Origin of the sequence: Parerythrobacter aestuarii, assembly GCF_030140925.1 — a bacterium.
Lineage (GTDB): Bacteria > Pseudomonadota > Alphaproteobacteria > Sphingomonadales > Sphingomonadaceae > Parerythrobacter > Parerythrobacter aestuarii.
Genome location: NZ_JARBWD010000001.1, coordinates 1,846,520 through 1,861,758 on the forward strand (window position 1 = coordinate 1,846,520; position 15,239 = coordinate 1,861,758).

General features: G+C 60.9%; 13 protein-coding genes. 9 read left to right on the plus strand and 4 right to left on the minus strand.

Annotation, left to right across the window (positions count from 1 at the left end; translation table 11 throughout):
- Positions 1–81 precede the first annotated feature (81 nt).
- Positions 82–1,830: a DUF885 domain-containing protein gene (locus QPW08_RS09035; RefSeq protein ID WP_284125478.1), complete on the plus strand. Its 1,749-nt coding sequence runs from the start codon at positions 82–84 to the stop codon at positions 1,828–1,830.
- A gap of 12 nt (positions 1,831–1,842) precedes the next feature.
- Positions 1,843–2,331 (plus strand): c-type cytochrome, encoded by a 489-nt coding sequence (locus QPW08_RS09040; RefSeq protein ID WP_284125480.1) that lies wholly within the window; start codon positions 1,843–1,845, stop codon positions 2,329–2,331.
- A gap of 5 nt (positions 2,332–2,336) precedes the next feature.
- Here the strand turns inward: QPW08_RS09040 and QPW08_RS09045 are convergent, their stop codons facing one another.
- The 3 genes from QPW08_RS09045 to QPW08_RS09055 form a co-directional block, all read right to left on the minus strand.
- A complete protein-coding gene (locus QPW08_RS09045; protein WP_284125482.1) occupies positions 2,337–3,500 on the minus strand; it encodes a PrnB family protein in 1,164 nt (387 codons plus the stop codon).
- Between the two features lie 104 nt (positions 3,501–3,604).
- Positions 3,605–4,060, minus strand: coding sequence for a vgr related protein (locus QPW08_RS09050; RefSeq protein ID WP_284125484.1), 456 nt, complete (start codon positions 4,058–4,060; stop codon positions 3,605–3,607).
- A 62-nt stretch (positions 4,061–4,122) separates the two neighbouring features.
- Complete coding sequence (locus QPW08_RS09055; RefSeq protein WP_284125486.1) at positions 4,123–4,581, minus strand: copper chaperone PCu(A)C; 459 nt, start codon at positions 4,579–4,581, stop codon at positions 4,123–4,125.
- A 170-nt stretch (positions 4,582–4,751) separates the two neighbouring features.
- Here QPW08_RS09055 and dnaK point away from each other — a divergent pair, with 170 nt between their 5' ends.
- The 3 genes from dnaK to QPW08_RS09070 all read left to right on the plus strand — a co-directional run bounded on the left by dnaK (position 4,752) and on the right by QPW08_RS09070 (position 8,815).
- The gene (gene dnaK / locus QPW08_RS09060; RefSeq protein WP_284125488.1) at positions 4,752–6,677 is read left to right on the plus strand and encodes a molecular chaperone DnaK; all 1,926 of its coding nucleotides are present in this window, start codon (positions 4,752–4,754) and stop codon (positions 6,675–6,677) included.
- Between the two features lie 78 nt (positions 6,678–6,755).
- Positions 6,756–7,871, plus strand: coding sequence for a molecular chaperone DnaJ (dnaJ, locus tag QPW08_RS09065; RefSeq protein ID WP_284125490.1), 1,116 nt, complete (start codon positions 6,756–6,758; stop codon positions 7,869–7,871).
- Between the two features lie 59 nt (positions 7,872–7,930).
- Positions 7,931–8,815: an MBL fold metallo-hydrolase gene (locus QPW08_RS09070; RefSeq protein WP_284125492.1), complete on the plus strand. Its 885-nt coding sequence runs from the start codon at positions 7,931–7,933 to the stop codon at positions 8,813–8,815.
- An 8-nt stretch (positions 8,816–8,823) separates the two neighbouring features.
- Here QPW08_RS09070 and QPW08_RS09075 read toward each other — a convergent pair whose 3' ends face one another.
- Entirely contained in the window at positions 8,824–11,139 is a 2,316-nt protein-coding gene (locus QPW08_RS09075) for a patatin-like protein (protein ID WP_284125494.1), read from the minus strand.
- A 70-nt stretch (positions 11,140–11,209) separates the two neighbouring features.
- On the opposite strand from QPW08_RS09075, the gene radA reads away from it, so the two are divergent.
- The 4 genes from radA to QPW08_RS09095 are packed head-to-tail and all read left to right on the plus strand — an operon-like array spanning position 11,210 to position 15,238.
- Positions 11,210–12,577 (plus strand): DNA repair protein RadA, encoded by a 1,368-nt coding sequence (gene radA, locus QPW08_RS09080; RefSeq protein ID WP_284125496.1) that lies wholly within the window; start codon positions 11,210–11,212, stop codon positions 12,575–12,577.
- Positions 12,578–12,591: 14 nt separating this feature from the next.
- A complete protein-coding gene (locus tag QPW08_RS09085; RefSeq protein WP_284125497.1) occupies positions 12,592–13,128 on the plus strand; it encodes a CvpA family protein in 537 nt (178 codons plus the stop codon).
- On the plus strand, positions 13,125–13,568 hold the full coding sequence (locus QPW08_RS09090; RefSeq protein WP_284125498.1) for an iron-sulfur cluster assembly scaffold protein: 444 nt from the start codon (positions 13,125–13,127) through the stop codon (positions 13,566–13,568). The genes QPW08_RS09085 and QPW08_RS09090 overlap by 4 nt, the downstream gene beginning before the upstream one ends.
- 29 nt (positions 13,569–13,597) lie before the next feature.
- Positions 13,598–15,238 (plus strand): MFS transporter, encoded by a 1,641-nt coding sequence (locus QPW08_RS09095; RefSeq protein WP_284125499.1) that lies wholly within the window; start codon positions 13,598–13,600, stop codon positions 15,236–15,238.
- The last annotated feature ends 1 nt before the right edge of the window (position 15,239 follow it).

Below are 15,239 nucleotides of genomic sequence, written 5' to 3' on the forward strand. Positions count from 1 at the left end.
TCTGGCGGGTGGGCTGAAGCGATGTTAGGCCCTTCATGACAGGCGCCTGAAGCCGGCGCAAAGGTTTGGAGGTACTCTATCGTGAAATTCCTGCCCATCGTCACCGCTACCCTGCTGGCAACGACTGCCGCACCTGCATTGGCGACGACCAACGCAAATGACGAGCTGGAGGCCCTGACCGGGGAGTATTACGAGTTCCAGGTCATACAATCGGGGCGGACACTGGACGAAAAGGGCAATCCCCAGCCGACCACCTCATTGCCTTCGGTCACGCCCGAAGCACAGTTGGCACGCGCAGCATTCGCGCAGGAAATGCTGGAACTTCTCGACTCGATCGACAGCACGGAACTCTCCGAGAAATCCAGGATCGATGCCGCCGTCTTCCGCACGCTGCTCAATGAAGAGGTCGGCGATGCCCAATACCGCGAATGGGAAATGCCCTTCGACAGCGACAATAATTTCTGGAGCTACCTGGCGGGGCGGCGCGGTTTCCGCTCCGTAGAGGACTACGAGCGTTACATCGGGCAGATGCGCGACCTGCCGCGCTATTTCGCAGAGCATACCGCGAATGCGCGAACTGGCCTCGCTCGGGGGTTCTCCGTGCCGCGAGTGACGCTGGAAGGCCGCGATGCATCGCTCGCCGCCTATGTCACGGACAAAGCCGAGGATAGTCCGTTCTGGGTACCTTTCACACAAATGCCTGACGGGATCCCGGCCAGCGAGGCCAATCGGCTCAAGGAAGCGGGAGTGGCCGCAATCCAAGAGGCTGTAACGCCCGCCTATGCCGAGCTGCTGACGTTCTTCCGCGAAGAATATCTCCCGCAGACCCGCACCGAACTCGCTGCCGAAGCCATGCCTGATGGCCCTGCCTATTATGCCCAGCAGATCCGGCAATACACGACGCTCGATCTTTCAGCCGAGCAGATCCATCAGATTGGGCTCGAAGAAGTCGCAAGAATCACCGCCGAAATGGCGAAGGTGAAAGCCGAGGCTGGGTTCGAAGGCACGCTGGACGAATTCGTCCGTTTCCTGCGCACCGACCCTCAATTCGTTGCCAGCTCGCCCGATGAGCTGATGGGCGTCTCGGCCTATACCGCCAAGAGGGTCGATGGAGTGCTGGATGAGTTCTTCGGCTTCTTGCCTCGTCACCGCTTCTCGATCGTCGAAGTCGATCCGGCAATCGCCCCGTTCTATACGGCCGGGCGTGGTGGCTACGAAGCGTGCCAGATGAACACCTATGACCTGCCGTCGCGACCGCTCTACAATATCCCCGCGCTGACCCTGCATGAATGCGCCCCGGGTCACAGTTTCCAGGCCGCTGTCGCCAACGAACAGCCCGAAGCGGCCAGATTCCGCCGCCGCACCTATTTTTCCGGCTTTGGCGAGGGCTGGGGGCTCTACACCGAGTACCTCGGTGAAGAGATGGGGATATACCGCACCCCTTACGAGCGCTTCGGGAAGCTCAGCTACGAGATGTGGCGCGCCGTTCGGCTGGTGATCGATACCGGTATCCATCACTATGGCTGGAGCCGTGAACGGGCGGTCGACTACCTAGCATCGCGCACTGCCCTCTCCACGCACGAGGTCAACACAGAGGTCGATCGCTACATCAGCTGGCCAGGGCAGGCGCTGGCTTACAAACTCGGAGAGATGACAATCCGCCGGGTCCGAAAGAAAGCCGAGGCCGAACTGGGCGATCAGTTCGATCTCCGTAAATTCCACGATGTAGTTCTGTCGCTGGGTTCGGTGCCGTTGCCGGTCCTGGAAGAACGGATCGATGCCTTCATCGCCGATGGTGGTCAGGGACTTGAAGGTGTCAAATACGACTAAGGAGACAGCGCTATGAAGATCCGAAAGGCCTGGCCAGCCATTGCGCTTGTGGTAGGAACGGTCGTCCTTGGCGGCGACCTCTCAGCGCAAGAGGAGGCAGGAGCAAGTCCTCCGCCTACGGTGACAATGGACGCGATCGACGTCGTCGCTGCTCGGCGAAATGCTTTCTTCCTTTCGACCCGTGCCGTTGCCCAGATCAAGCAAGGCCTGGCGAAAGACGGCGATCTTCGCTTCACTCGGGGCGGCGCAATCTTGTTGGCCCGCTGGGCGGAAACGCTTCCCAGAATGTTTCCGGACGGGTCGAATGTCTCGCCCACACGAGCGTTGGACACAGTGTGGAGCGACCGTGAAGGATTTGAAGCGAGGGCCAGCGCTTATCGTGAAGCCGCAGTGGAGTTGGCGAAACTCGCTGAATCAGGTGACAGGGCAGGTGCCAACGAAGCCTTCATGGCAATGGCTGACACCTGCAAGGCCTGTCACGACGGTTACCGCGAGGAATAGCCTCGTCAGACAAGCTGAGCGGCGTTTTCGTCGCGGTGCTTTTTCAGATATTTCATGAACGGCGTACCACCGGTGCCGACATCGGGGTCGTTCCCTGCAATGCTGCCCGCCTGCTTGTTGATGTAGCTCGCGGCATATTCCAGGTGCCGGGTGCGGAAACGGGCCGACTGGTTGAGACACGCGTTGAAGGCATCTTTCAGGCTTTGGCTGCCCGATGCTTCGACGAAGCTACGCAGTGTCGTGTGCGCTGCCAGGTCTTCGATGAAGCGGCGGTGCTGGACCGGGCGATACTGGTGGAGCTCGTCGAGGAAGCTCTTGAGTGGGTCGTCGCTATGGCCGACCTTGAACAACGCATCCATCGCCGGAACGATCGAAGACTGGCTACCGGTTTGCCCACGCAGTGCCTGCGGTTTGCCGCCCAGCTTCTCGACGCCTTCGTAAATAAGGCCACCATGTTCCAGCGCCGGGTTGTTGGCCCAGCCATGGATGTAAGGGCGCACGCGGTGGAAATAGACATACGGGTCGCAGCGCTCGGGCATCCGCGCAAAATGGGCGTAGATTCGTTCCCATGCCTGATCCATCTCCACGAGCAGGCGCTCCGCCTCGGCATCATCGCCGTTTTTCGCGACACTGACCAGCTTCGCCGCATTATCCAGCAGGACACCGGCTTCGGCCTCTATCGCGACGTGGATCATCACGAACCAGTTCTCGTCATCTCCGCCGACGAAGTTCTGGTACATATAGATATTGTCGAGCGCGATCGGACCGGATTTGTCCAGCCTCGCCCAGTTGTCGAGGACATAGCCGGAGTAGGGGAGCAACGGAGCCTGTCCCAACCGGTCGGATACCGCCACCATCGGTCTGGCAAGGTTCGCCGGGAGGAAGGCGGGCGGGGTGGCTTCGCCCCAGACATAGGCCTGCACGAGGAAGGAATAGTGCACCATCGCGGTGCGAACTTCTTCATCGCGAGCCTCGCGCGCCCATTCTTCGAGTCCCGGATCGGGCAGCTGGTCGAGCCAGTGGCGAACCCTGCCGGTCGAGAGCAGGCCGGAGAGGTTTCCGGCGGCTTCGCGCACGCTGGCAAGGTGCGAGGGCAGGGTGATCACGTCGATCTCGTAATGCGAAAGGTAACCGCGTTCGCGGCTCAAACCGTAGTCTTTAAGCTCCATTGTTGAGACTCTTTGGCCAAGCGCGGGTTGGGCCGCTTGGACGGCAATCCGGTATCAATTGAAACCGGATTGCACAAGATCGCTACGGTAAAAAGTCGGTAGTGTCAGAGCGTGGCACCAGGGAAATTCACCAACAGGTCGTAGGCCGCAGAATCGCCGACACCGCCAACCTTGATCCCCGTGCGCAGCCAGAAGGCATGCTTCACGATCTCGGCTTGCTGCTCGATGCCATATTGCTCGAGCTTCCAACCCGGCTTGAGAGAATAGTCGTAGCGGCAAAAGGGATGACGATGGAGCGGCAGGTACCAATCACCCTTCTGCTGGGTCTGCCAGACATGCGTCATCTCATGAATGAAATGACCGCGTTTGTAGAAATCTGCCAGCGAGAAATCATCGCAATAGCTTTCGCCGCGAGGGTGGAAATGGAGATGTCCGCGCGGTGCCATGGTCGTCTTGCGTGGCTGGAAGGGCCACCACTTGCGGCGACGGATCGTGACCTTGTCATAGCGAATGGCATCGCCGAAGACCCCGTGTGCAAGCGCGACCTCACCCTCGGTCAATCGCCGCTCACCCCCTATCGGGCAGAAGTCCGGCTCGTGATGGTCGTGGCCGTGGCTCAAACCTACTCCGACTCCCCGATTGCCTGGACCTTCACCGGAAAGACCAGATCGTCGCGATCTGAAAACGTGAGCGTCACATCGACCAGATCACCGGACTGAACGGACTCATCGAGCTTCATCGCCATGACATGTTTGCCGCCTGGGGCGAATTCGACAGAAGCCCCGTCGGAGAGCGTCGTTGGCTTGAGCGGGACCATGCGCGTTACGCCGTCCTCCTTTTCTACGTCATGCATCATCGCCATCTGTGCACCTTCAACTTCCACCCCATCGATCGTCGCCTCGCCGTCGCCGTCGTAGGTGATGGTGAAGTAGACCGCAGCAGGATTACCCTCCACGGCTGGCAGGACGAGACGGCCCTCGCTGATCTCGATTTCGGTCCGCGTTCCTGACTCCATTTCGTCACAGCCCGCCAGTCCCATCGCGGATGCAAACAGGGTCAAGGCGGCAAAAGCGTGTTTCATTGCAAGAAATGTCCCTCGTCGAGAATGTTCGGATTCTAGGCATCCCGATCCCTTGTGCCAAGCAAAACCGCACCTATATCCGCCTCACAATCCGAGCTGCCAAGCGGCCTTGCCGATGATCGGGAGGTCCACCGTGCAGCGTCCAACAAACGACTACTGATGGGGTAGAAATGAGCAAAGTAATCGGGATCGACCTCGGCACCACCAACAGCTGCGTATCCGTTATGGATGGCGGCAAGCCCAAGGTCATCGAGAATTCGGAAGGCGCGCGCACCACGCCGTCGATCGTTGCTTTCACCAAGGATGGCGAGCGCCTGATCGGCCAGCCTGCCAAGCGCCAGGCCGTCACCAACCCTGACAACACGCTGTTCGCGATCAAGCGCCTGATCGGGCGCCGGTTCGATGATCCCATGACCAAGAAGGACATGGAAATCGTCCCCTACAACATCGTCAAGGGCAAGAATGGCGATGCATGGGTCGAGGCCGGTGGCGAACAATATTCGCCCAGCCAGATCTCGGCCTTCATCCTGCAGAAAATGAAGGAAACCGCCGAAGGTTACCTCGGCGAAACCGTGACGCAGGCGGTCATCACCGTTCCCGCATATTTCAACGACGCCCAGCGCCAGGCAACCAAGGATGCCGGCCAGATCGCGGGCCTCGAAGTGCTGCGCATCATCAACGAGCCGACCGCAGCCGCGCTCGCCTATGGGATGGACAAGGACGATGGCAAGACCATCGCCGTCTATGACCTTGGCGGCGGCACCTTCGACGTCTCGATCCTCGAGATCGGTGACGGCGTATTCGAAGTGAAGTCGACCAATGGCGACACGTTCCTCGGCGGCGAAGACTTCGACAATGCCATCGTCGAATATCTCGCCGACGAGTTCAAGAAGAAGGAAAACATGGACCTGAAGGCCGACAAGCTCGCCCTCCAGCGTCTCAAGGAAGCGGCTGAAAAGGCCAAGATCGAGCTTTCCAGCTCGGCCTCGACCGAAGTCAACCTGCCCTTCATCACCGCTCGCATGGAAGGTGGCAGCTCGACCCCGCTGCACCTCGTGGAAACCATCAGCCGTTCGAAGCTCGAGCAGCTGGTCGGCGATCTCGTCAAGCGGACGCTCGAGCCGTGCAAGAAGGCGCTGGCCGATGCCGGCATTGAAAAGGGCGGCGTCGACGAAGTGATCCTCGTCGGCGGGATGACCCGCATGCCCAAGGTTCGCGAAGTGGTGAAGGACTTCTTCGGCAAGGATCCGCACACCGGCGTCAACCCGGACGAAGTCGTGGCCATGGGTGCCGCGATCCAGGCCGGCGTGCTGCAGGGCGACGTCAAGGACGTGTTGCTGCTCGACGTGACCCCGCTTTCGCTGGGCATCGAAACGCTGGGCGGTGTCTTCACCCGCATGATCGACCGTAACACGACGATCCCGACCAAGAAGACGCAGACTTACTCGACCGCTGAAGACAATCAGAACGCGGTGACCATCCGCGTGCTGCAAGGCGAGCGCGAGATGGCGGCAGACAACAAGCTGCTCGGTAATTTCGACCTCGTCGGGATCCCGGCCGCTCCGCGCGGCGTACCGCAGATCGAAGTCACCTTCGATATCGACGCCAACGGCATCGTCAACGTCAGCGCCAAGGACAAGGGCACTGGCAAGGAACAGCAGATCAAGATCCAGGCCTCAGGCGGCCTCTCGGAAGCTGACATCGATCAGATGGTGCAGGACGCCGAGAAGTTTGCCGAAGAAGACAAGAAGCGCAAGGAAGCGGCTGAAGCCCGCAACCAGGCCGACAGCCTGGTCCACGCGACAGAAAAGCAGCTCGAAGAACACGGCGACAAGATCGACGCTTCGCTCAAGAGCGACGTCGAAGCGGCGCTGGCAGAAGCCAAGGCCGCGCTCGAAGGCGAAGATGTCGACGCCATCAACGCCAAGGCGCAGGCGCTGACCGAAGTGGCCATGAAGATGGGCCAGTCGATCTACGAGCAGGAGCAGGCCAATGCCTCTGCCGAAGGCGACGCCGGCGAAGGCGAAGCCAAGAAAGACGACGAGGAAGTGGTCGACGCCGAATTCTCGGAAGTCGACGAAGACAACAAGGGCTGATGTCCTGATGAAAATCCGGGCCGCCGTCGATGTTTCGCCATCGATGGCGGCCTGAGTTTTACGGGGACGGGGTAGTACATGTCAGCCGAAGCCGACCTTTACGAATTGCTGGGTGTTGATCGCGGCGCAGATGATGGGGCGATCAAGTCTGCCTATCGCAAGCTCGCCATGAAGTATCACCCGGACCGCAATCCGGGTGACGCGGAGGCGGAAGCTCATTTCAAGGCGGTGGGTGCCGCCTATGAGGTCCTCAAGGACCCGCAAAAGCGCGCCGCCTATGATCGCTTCGGCCATGCCGCCTTCCAGAACGGCGGCCCCGGTGGTGGTGCCGGTGGGCCCGATTTCGGCGATATCGGTGATATCTTCGAGACCATTTTCGGCAGCGCCTTCGGTGGCGGCGGGCGGCAACGCCCTCAGCGCGGCGCGGACCTGCGCTACGACATGGAAATCACGCTCGACGATGCATTCCATGGCAAGGAAACGGAGATCGAGATCGAAGTTTCGGTCGCTTGCGATACCTGCAGCGGCTCGGGAGCCGAGCCCGGCACCAGTACGCGCGGCTGCAACCTATGCAACGGCTATGGCAAGGTCCGTGCCCAGCAGGGTTTCTTCATGGTCGAGCGGCCGTGCCCCAACTGCCATGGCCGCGGCGAAGTATTGGAAGACCCCTGCCACAGCTGCCGCGGGGAAGGCCGCGTAGACAAGCCACAGGCACTGAAAATCGATATCCCGCGCGGGGTCGATACCGGCACGCGCATCCGCCTGAACGGCAAGGGAGAGGCCGGCCCGCGCGGTGCGCCTCCAGGTGACTTGTACATTTTCCTGCATGTGAAGAAGCACGATGTGTTCGAACGTGAGGGGACATCGCTGATCACTCGCGTGCCCGTCAGTTTCACGACAGCTGCGCTCGGCGGCTGCGTCAACATTCCAGACCTGGACGGATCGACCAACGAGATCGAGATCCCGGTCGGGATCCAGTCAGGCAAGCAGCTGCGCAAACGTGGTGCAGGCATGCCTGTGCTACAAGGGCGCGGGCGGGGCGATCTCGTCGTTGAAGTGATCGTGGAAACGCCCACCAGGCTGTCGAAGGACCAGAAGGCTATCCTGGAGCAGTTCCGCGAGACGGAGACTGGGGACGAATGCCCGCAGAGCCGCGGATTCTTCGACAAACTCAAGGATGCATTCGGCGCTTAGTACCGGTAGCAGGAACCCTCGTACTGTCCGTTCGTATTGGGATGGAAAAGGGGATTGCCATGAAAACTGCCGCTACGCTTGCATGCCTGTCGCTGTTCGCCCTTGCCGCGCCAGCGAGCGCGCAAACCAATTGGGATGAGGTCGAATTCGAAACCATACCCCTCGCACCGGGTGTGGCGGTCCTCATCAGCGGGCGCGCTGGCAATCTCGGCGTGAGCTATGGCGAAGACGGCACGATCCTGATCGACGACCAGTTCGCGCCGCTGACCGACAAGATTGAAGCTGCGATCGCCGAACTGGGTGCCGATCCGGTCAAGTTCCTCATCAACACCCATTACCATGGCGATCACACGGGCGGGAACGAGAACCTCGGCAAGAAGGGCGCCCTCATCTTCGCACAGAAGAACGTGCGCGTGCGATTGCTGGAAGGACGCCAGGGAGAGCGGCCCATCCCGCCAGCACCCAAGGAAGCGCTGCCGGTCGTCACCTATGACCAGGGGCTGACGCTCAACGTCAATGGCGACACTGTCGACGTCATGTTCGTCGGCGGTGGCCACACCGATGGCGACAGTGTTATCTTCTGGCGCGAGGACAACATCGTCCACATGGGCGATCTCTATTTCAAGATCCCCGGCTATCCCTTCATCGATGTCGCTTCAGGCGGCAATGTGTTCAATGCCATGAACTCACTCGACACGGTCATCCGGATGATCGACGACGAGACCAAGGTCATCCCCGGTCATGGCCCGATGTCCAACAAGGCAGAACTGGTCGTTTACCGGGCGATGGTCGGCGATGCTGTGGCGCGGGTGAAGGCTCTCAGGGACGAAGGCAAGACACTGGAAGAAGCAGTTGCAGCCGATCCGCTGGCAGATTTCAATCGCGGCGAAGGCTTCATCAGCAAGGACAGCTTCGTCACGGCTATCTGGAACAGCATGGACTGAAGAGCCGGCTAGCCAAGCCGCTCTGCCACTTCGGACCGGAGCTGCGCGATCAGGCTTTTTTCACAGCGCCCCGCCGCCTCTTCCTCGTCGAGGATTGCAACGAATGCGTCGCGCTTGAAACTGCGACAGCGATCCTCCGGCAAGGGCTGGTCGAGGGTTGAGCAGACCAGGTCCACCATCCGTTCGGCCCCGTGCAGGCGGCCCCACAGATAGTCGTTCTCACGATAGTCGCGACTGAAGAACGCACCGAAGTTGTAGAATTCGATCCCGCGCAACGTCGCCCGTGTCCCTCCCTCGCGGATGGTGCGAGCATCGTCGGGGCTGATCCGGTCGACCTTGACGGGATCGAATTCCGTCAATCCGTCCTGCCCGAGCAACGGCAAGGTCGCGACATCGTAGAACGGGAAACCGAGATAGGTCAGCAGCATCCGCCGCCGCAGGTTCTTGGGCATGGCCTGCATCGCAGCTGCGAGCATTTCTTCGGCCTGGGCATCGACTGATGGCAGCAGGTGCTTGTCCGCGAACGCATCGATGACCGCGCCCGGATCCTCGAAGACCTTGTTTGCCAGCATCGGAAAATCTGGGCCCATGTTATCCAGACCCTCGCGACCGAAATAGAGCGCCAGGATCTCGTAGATAGCCTCGCGTGCTTCATCGAGGGCCTCATCATCGAGTTCAGGGTCTGCGTCCCAGTCGCGAGACAGGCGCCGGGCGAGCAGGCGCAAACGCCTGATACGGAATCCGAGATCGTGCGACCGGAAGAAGGCGATGGCCTCTTGCGTTGCCCCGCCGCTCGCGAGCGTCAGGCTGGAAAGACCTCGGCGATTCAGCTCATCGCGCAGAACATCGATGATCGGCACTGCGTCGGGCAATTGCAGGTGCGGAGCGGCTTCGTGGACCAGCTCGCCTAGTCGCTCCACGATTCCGGTGAACTTGGTCTGCGCATAGGCATGGAAAGCGTATCCAGCGCTCTCGGCAGCTGCTTGCTGCGCCTTGTTGCGCCACGCCACAAGGCGCTTGGGCGTGGGGCTGTCGAGGAAGAATGTACGACCGAACAGACGCTCTATGGCATCCTCTATCCCGGGCCGCATGCCGGTAATGATGCGGCGCAGCCGCTCTGCCTCTCGCGACTGTTCTTCCAGCGCTTCGAGGTTGTCGCGGATCGGCTGTTCCCGCGGAATGGTCGAAAGCGAACCGAAGATGGCGGCGAAGAAACCGACATCGCGATCATCGGATTCCCTGATCGACCCGAAGCGATCGGGGCGAGGGTCGATATAGACGAAGCGGCGGTCGACTTCACGATGCGCGGGTCGGCCCCGAAGAGCCTCGATGGCCCCGCCGAACGGACGATTGACCAGCACGGAACCGTCGATCAGTGACACCGAGCAGGTTGTCTCTAGCCGCACGTGCGCAGGCATGATCCGTTTCAGGAAAGCCTCACGGGTCCGCCATTGGCGGTCCAGATCTTTGGCAAGCTGATCGATCTCAGCCAGCATCAATGGGGGAAATGCGCCCGGGAAGCTGGAGGTTGCACGCGCCGCCAGCGTCAGTTCAAGCGGATCGGCCAGCATCTGCCCGCTTTCCTTGCTGGCATGAGCATGGAACGAAACCGGCATGCGATGTTCGCTTTCCTCGACCAGCGCCGGGCTATGGAGGCGCAGCGTTTCCAGATAGCCGCGAAAATCGGTGGCGGTGACAAACAGGTCTATCGGATGCCCCGGCGGCAACAGAGGCGGGCCGGGCACGGCTTCGCTCATCGCCTGCAGGGCATTGTAGAGCAGCTTCGACATGCCGAGACCGGAGAAGGGCGGTTGGAACCAGCGACTGCGGATGAAGCGCGAAACCTTCATCCGCACTTCATCGCGGGTCTCCTCAGCCACGCTTTCGGTGACGGCATTGCCTGGCCGATTGAGCAACCACCAGGCAATCGGCTGCGCCCAGAACTTGGCGAAGCGCCACAGCGGACGGGCATCGGGATCGATCAGCCGGTCGACATCGGCATTGTCCAGCCAAAGCTCGGTCAATGGCTCGAGCGAAGCGCCTGAATGGATGGCCTGCGCGAGGAACACCGCATTGATGCCGCCTGCGCTGGCGCCGCTCAGGATATCGGGCAACACCCGCAAGCGCAGCCCCTTGTCCTCTTCGATAGTCCGCAACAGCTCGGCGTAGACATGCGCGCTACCCATCGGCGCAATGTCATCCGCGTGGTGAGCGCGGCTGGCCCTTGCCAGATGCCACAGCTCTTTCGTTACGCCGTGCATGTATACAGCGAGGCTGACCCCACCGTAGCAGACAAGCGCAATACGAAGTTCCTTTTGCCGCATATGCGGATAGTGGCGAGGCCGGGCGCACTTGGCAATTGCGTTCTGCAAATGTTCTGTTTATCGCTTGGCCATGGCAAAGACCAAGAAGCGCTATGTATGTCAGGCCTGCGGGGCCGTCGCACATCGTTGGCAAGGGCAATGCGCCGATTGTGCGGAGTGGAACTCACTGGTCGAAGACGTACCGGCGACGGTGTTTTCCCAGAAACATGACCTGTCGAGCGGCGGGCGGGCGATCGAGTTTGTCGATCTTAACCAGCCCGGTGACGAACTTGTCCGGCGGACGACCGGGCTGGCAGAGTTTGACCGGGCATTGGGTGGGGGTCTGGTCCCGGGCTGTGCGATCCTGATGGGCGGCGATCCCGGCATCGGCAAGTCGACCCTGCTGCTGCAAGCTGCCGCCAATATCGCCAAGGCGGGCCAGCAGGTCGTTTACGTCAGCGGTGAAGAAGCTGCCGGTCAGGTCCGCATGCGCGCATCGCGACTCGGCGTTGCCGATGCGCCGCTCAAGCTCGCCTCCAGCACGTCGGTGCGCGATATCCTCACCACGCTAGGCGGGATGGATGCGCCCGCCATGCTGGTGATCGATTCCATCCAGACCATGCATTCCGACACCATTGAAGGCGCGCCCGGCACCGTCAGCCAGGTTCGTGGCTGCGCTTTCGAACTGATCCGCTATGCCAAGGAGAGTGGCGTTGCGCTGGTGTTGGTCGGCCATGTGACGAAGGATGGCAATATTGCCGGGCCTCGGGTCCTCGAACACATGGTCGACGTTGTCATGAGTTTCGAAGGCGAACGCAGCCACCAGTACCGAATCCTGCGCGCACTGAAGAACCGCTTCGGCGCAGTCGATGAAATCGGCGTCTTCGCCATGGCCAGCAAGGGGCTGGAGGAAGTTGCCAACCCATCTCTTCTGTTCCTCTCGGGCCGCGACGAACCGCTGGCTGGCAGCGCGGTTTTCCCGGCGCTGGAAGGCACGCGACCCGTGCTGATCGAAGTGCAAGCACTGATCGTGCGTTTGCAATCTGGAGCCACTCCGCGGCGCGCAGTTGTCGGCTGGGACAACGGTCGCCTCGCAATGCTGCTTGCGGTGCTGGAATCGCGGTGTGGACTGAACTTCAGCTCGGCCGAAGTCTATCTCAACGTAGCCGGCGGTTATCGCCTGTCTGATCCGGCGGCAGACCTCGCAGTTGCAGCGGCTCTCGTCTCTGCATTGGCCGACAAGCCATTGCCGGAACGCTCGGTCTGGTTTGGCGAGGTCTCGCTTGCAGGTGAAGTCCGCCCGGTGGCGCATGCCGGCCTGCGATTGCGAGAGGCCGCAAAACTGGGCTTTGCAACAGGGTGCGGACCTCGAAACGGCGGAGAGAAGGTGGCGAACATGCGCTTTACCGGCGTGGATCGGCTCGCAAACCTCGTTGACCGGGTCATGGCAAGGACCTAAGTCACCGAGCTGTAATGACTGGCTTCGACATCATTGTGCTTATCATTGTAGGGGTCGCCGCGATTGGTGGCTTCATGCGCGGTTTCGTGCAGGAAGTGCTGTCGTTGGCAGCATGGGTCCTTGTGGTCTTTGCGATCCGATATCTTCATACGCCGCTCTATCAGGGAATTGAGCCCTACGTCCCGACGCAGACAGGGGCATCGATCCTTGCTTTCACGATGTTGCTGCTCATTCCCTACGCAGCGATGAAGCTGATTGCCGGTCGTGCCGGTGAAGGCGCTCGAAGTTCCCTGCTTGGCCCAATTGATCGAGTCCTTGGCTTTGGCTTCGGCGCCATCAAGGGAGGGATCGTGGTCATCCTTGCCTTCTCCCTGCTTGTCCTCGGCTATGACACCGTATGGGGCTATCAGGGCCGGCCTGTGTGGATCACGACAGCGCGGACTTATCCGGTGGTGAACGCCAGCACCGAGGCAATGGTGCAGTATGTCTCGGAGCGCAGGGCAGCCTTGCGCGCGCAACAGGAAGCTCAGGCGCGGATGCTGGGGCAATGACCTCAGCTCGAAATGCCGAGCAACTCTACACCCCTCAAATCCTCAGCCTGGCAGTTGAACTCGCTAAGGTTCCGTTCGACCCGTCGTCACCATTGAACGGCAGCGCGCGGTCGCAAAGTTGCGGTAGCACCGTCGAACTGAGCCTGTATCTGGATCGGCACGCCGCTATCGATACTGTCGGGCTCAAGGTCGCAGCCTGCGCTATTGGACAGGCGAGCGCCGCGATATTTGCCCGCCACGCCACAGGCAACCGCTCCGACGACATCGAACGGGCCCTGGAAGCCATTCGCTCTTGGTTGGCAGACGAGGGGGAGATGCCTCACTGGCCGGACTTCCATTTCCTCGCTGCCGCGCGCGATTATCCCGGGCGTCACGGTGCCATACTGTTGCCGTGGAAGGCGGCAGCTGAGGCGCTTTCCAAGGACAGGGACCGCCGCTAGGGAAGGGCCAACCAGTCCAGGGGAGAGCTATGAGCGAAGCCGCCGCATTGCAAGGCCGCGAACCAACCGAAAAAGAAATCCGCCTCGTCATCGCAGCTTCGTCTGCCGGGACGGTTTTCGAATGGTATGATTTCTTCATCTACGGCACGCTGTTTGCGCTCATTGGCGCAGCATTCTTCCCGAGCGACAACGAAACACTGCAGGTCTTGCTGGTGTGGGCGGGGTTTGCCATCGGCTTCGGCTTTCGGCCCCTCGGCGCGATACTGTTCGGTTTCCTTGGTGACCGGTTGGGGCGGAAATATACCTTCCTCGTAACTGTAACACTCATGGGGATCGCCACGGCAGGTGTGGGACTTGTGCCTAGCGCGGCTTCGATCGGCCTGTGGGCACCCGCCATCGTCATCCTGCTACGCATCCTGCAGGGACTCGCGCTGGGCGGTGAATATGGTGGTGCGGCGATCTATGTTGCCGAGCACGCGCCGCCCGAAAAACGGGGCTATTACACCAGCTATATCCAGGCCAGCGTCGTAGGCGGATTTGTCTTGTCGATCCTTGTCGTGCTGGGTTGCCGGGCGCTGATCCCGGCGGAGGAATTCGCCGCCTGGGGCTGGCGCATTCCGTTCCTTCTATCGGTGGTCCTGCTCGGAATTTCGCTGTGGATGCGGCTCAAGCTGTCGGAAAGCCCGGTGTTCCAGGCAATGAAAGAGGCGGGCGAAACGGCCAAGAACCCGTTCGTCGAGAGCTTTACCTTCCCGGGCAACAAGAAGCGCATTTTCGTCGCCCTGTTCGGGGTGACGGGCATCCTCACGACAATCTGGTACACCGCGTTCTTCTCCAGCCTGTCTTTCCTGCAGCGCGACATGCGGCTGGAACCGCTCACGGTCGAACTGACCCTGCTGGTGGCAGCCACCATCGCAATGTCATTCTACATTTTCGTGGGCAAATGGTCTGACCGGGTGGGCCGCAAGAAGCCGATCATGGTCGGTGCGATCTTGACGTTGTTGCTCATCTTCCCGCTGTTTTGGGGAATGGGCAGTCTCGCCAATCCGGGCCTCTCTGAAGCGGCAGAACGCAATCCGGTGGTCGTTACAGGTCCGGAGTGCACTACGGATCCCTTCGCCGAACTGTTCAAGCGGACTCAGTCACCGTGCGGGAATATCCTGCAGACCCTGACTTCCAGCGGCGTGCGGTATTCAGTCGAGGCAGGCTCGGAACTGGGCATGACAGTTGGCGGTGAAGCGATTGCTATCGGCCCGGATTGGGACAGTGACGGTGCGGCGCGCCGCGACGACATCCAGGGCGCCCTGACTACCAGGGGTTTCGACTTCGCCCTGCAATCCCCACCATTGGCAAACCTTGCCGGGATTGTCGGCATCTTGCTCGTGTGGGGCCTCCTTTCCGCCCTTACCTATGGCTCGGTCGCTGCGCTTCTTTCGGAAATGTTTCCGCCGCGCATCCGCTACAGTTCCATGTCGATCCCCTACCACATCGGGGCAGGCTACCTCGGTGGGTTTCTGCCGCTGATCGCAGGCGTCATTGTCGCCTCCACAGGCAACATTTACGCCGGGCTGTGGTACACATTCGGTGTCGTGGCCTTCGGGCTCGTGGTGCTGTGGTGGGGTATACCCGATGGCCCTCCACGCGATTTCGAGCACAACCCGGACAGCTAGA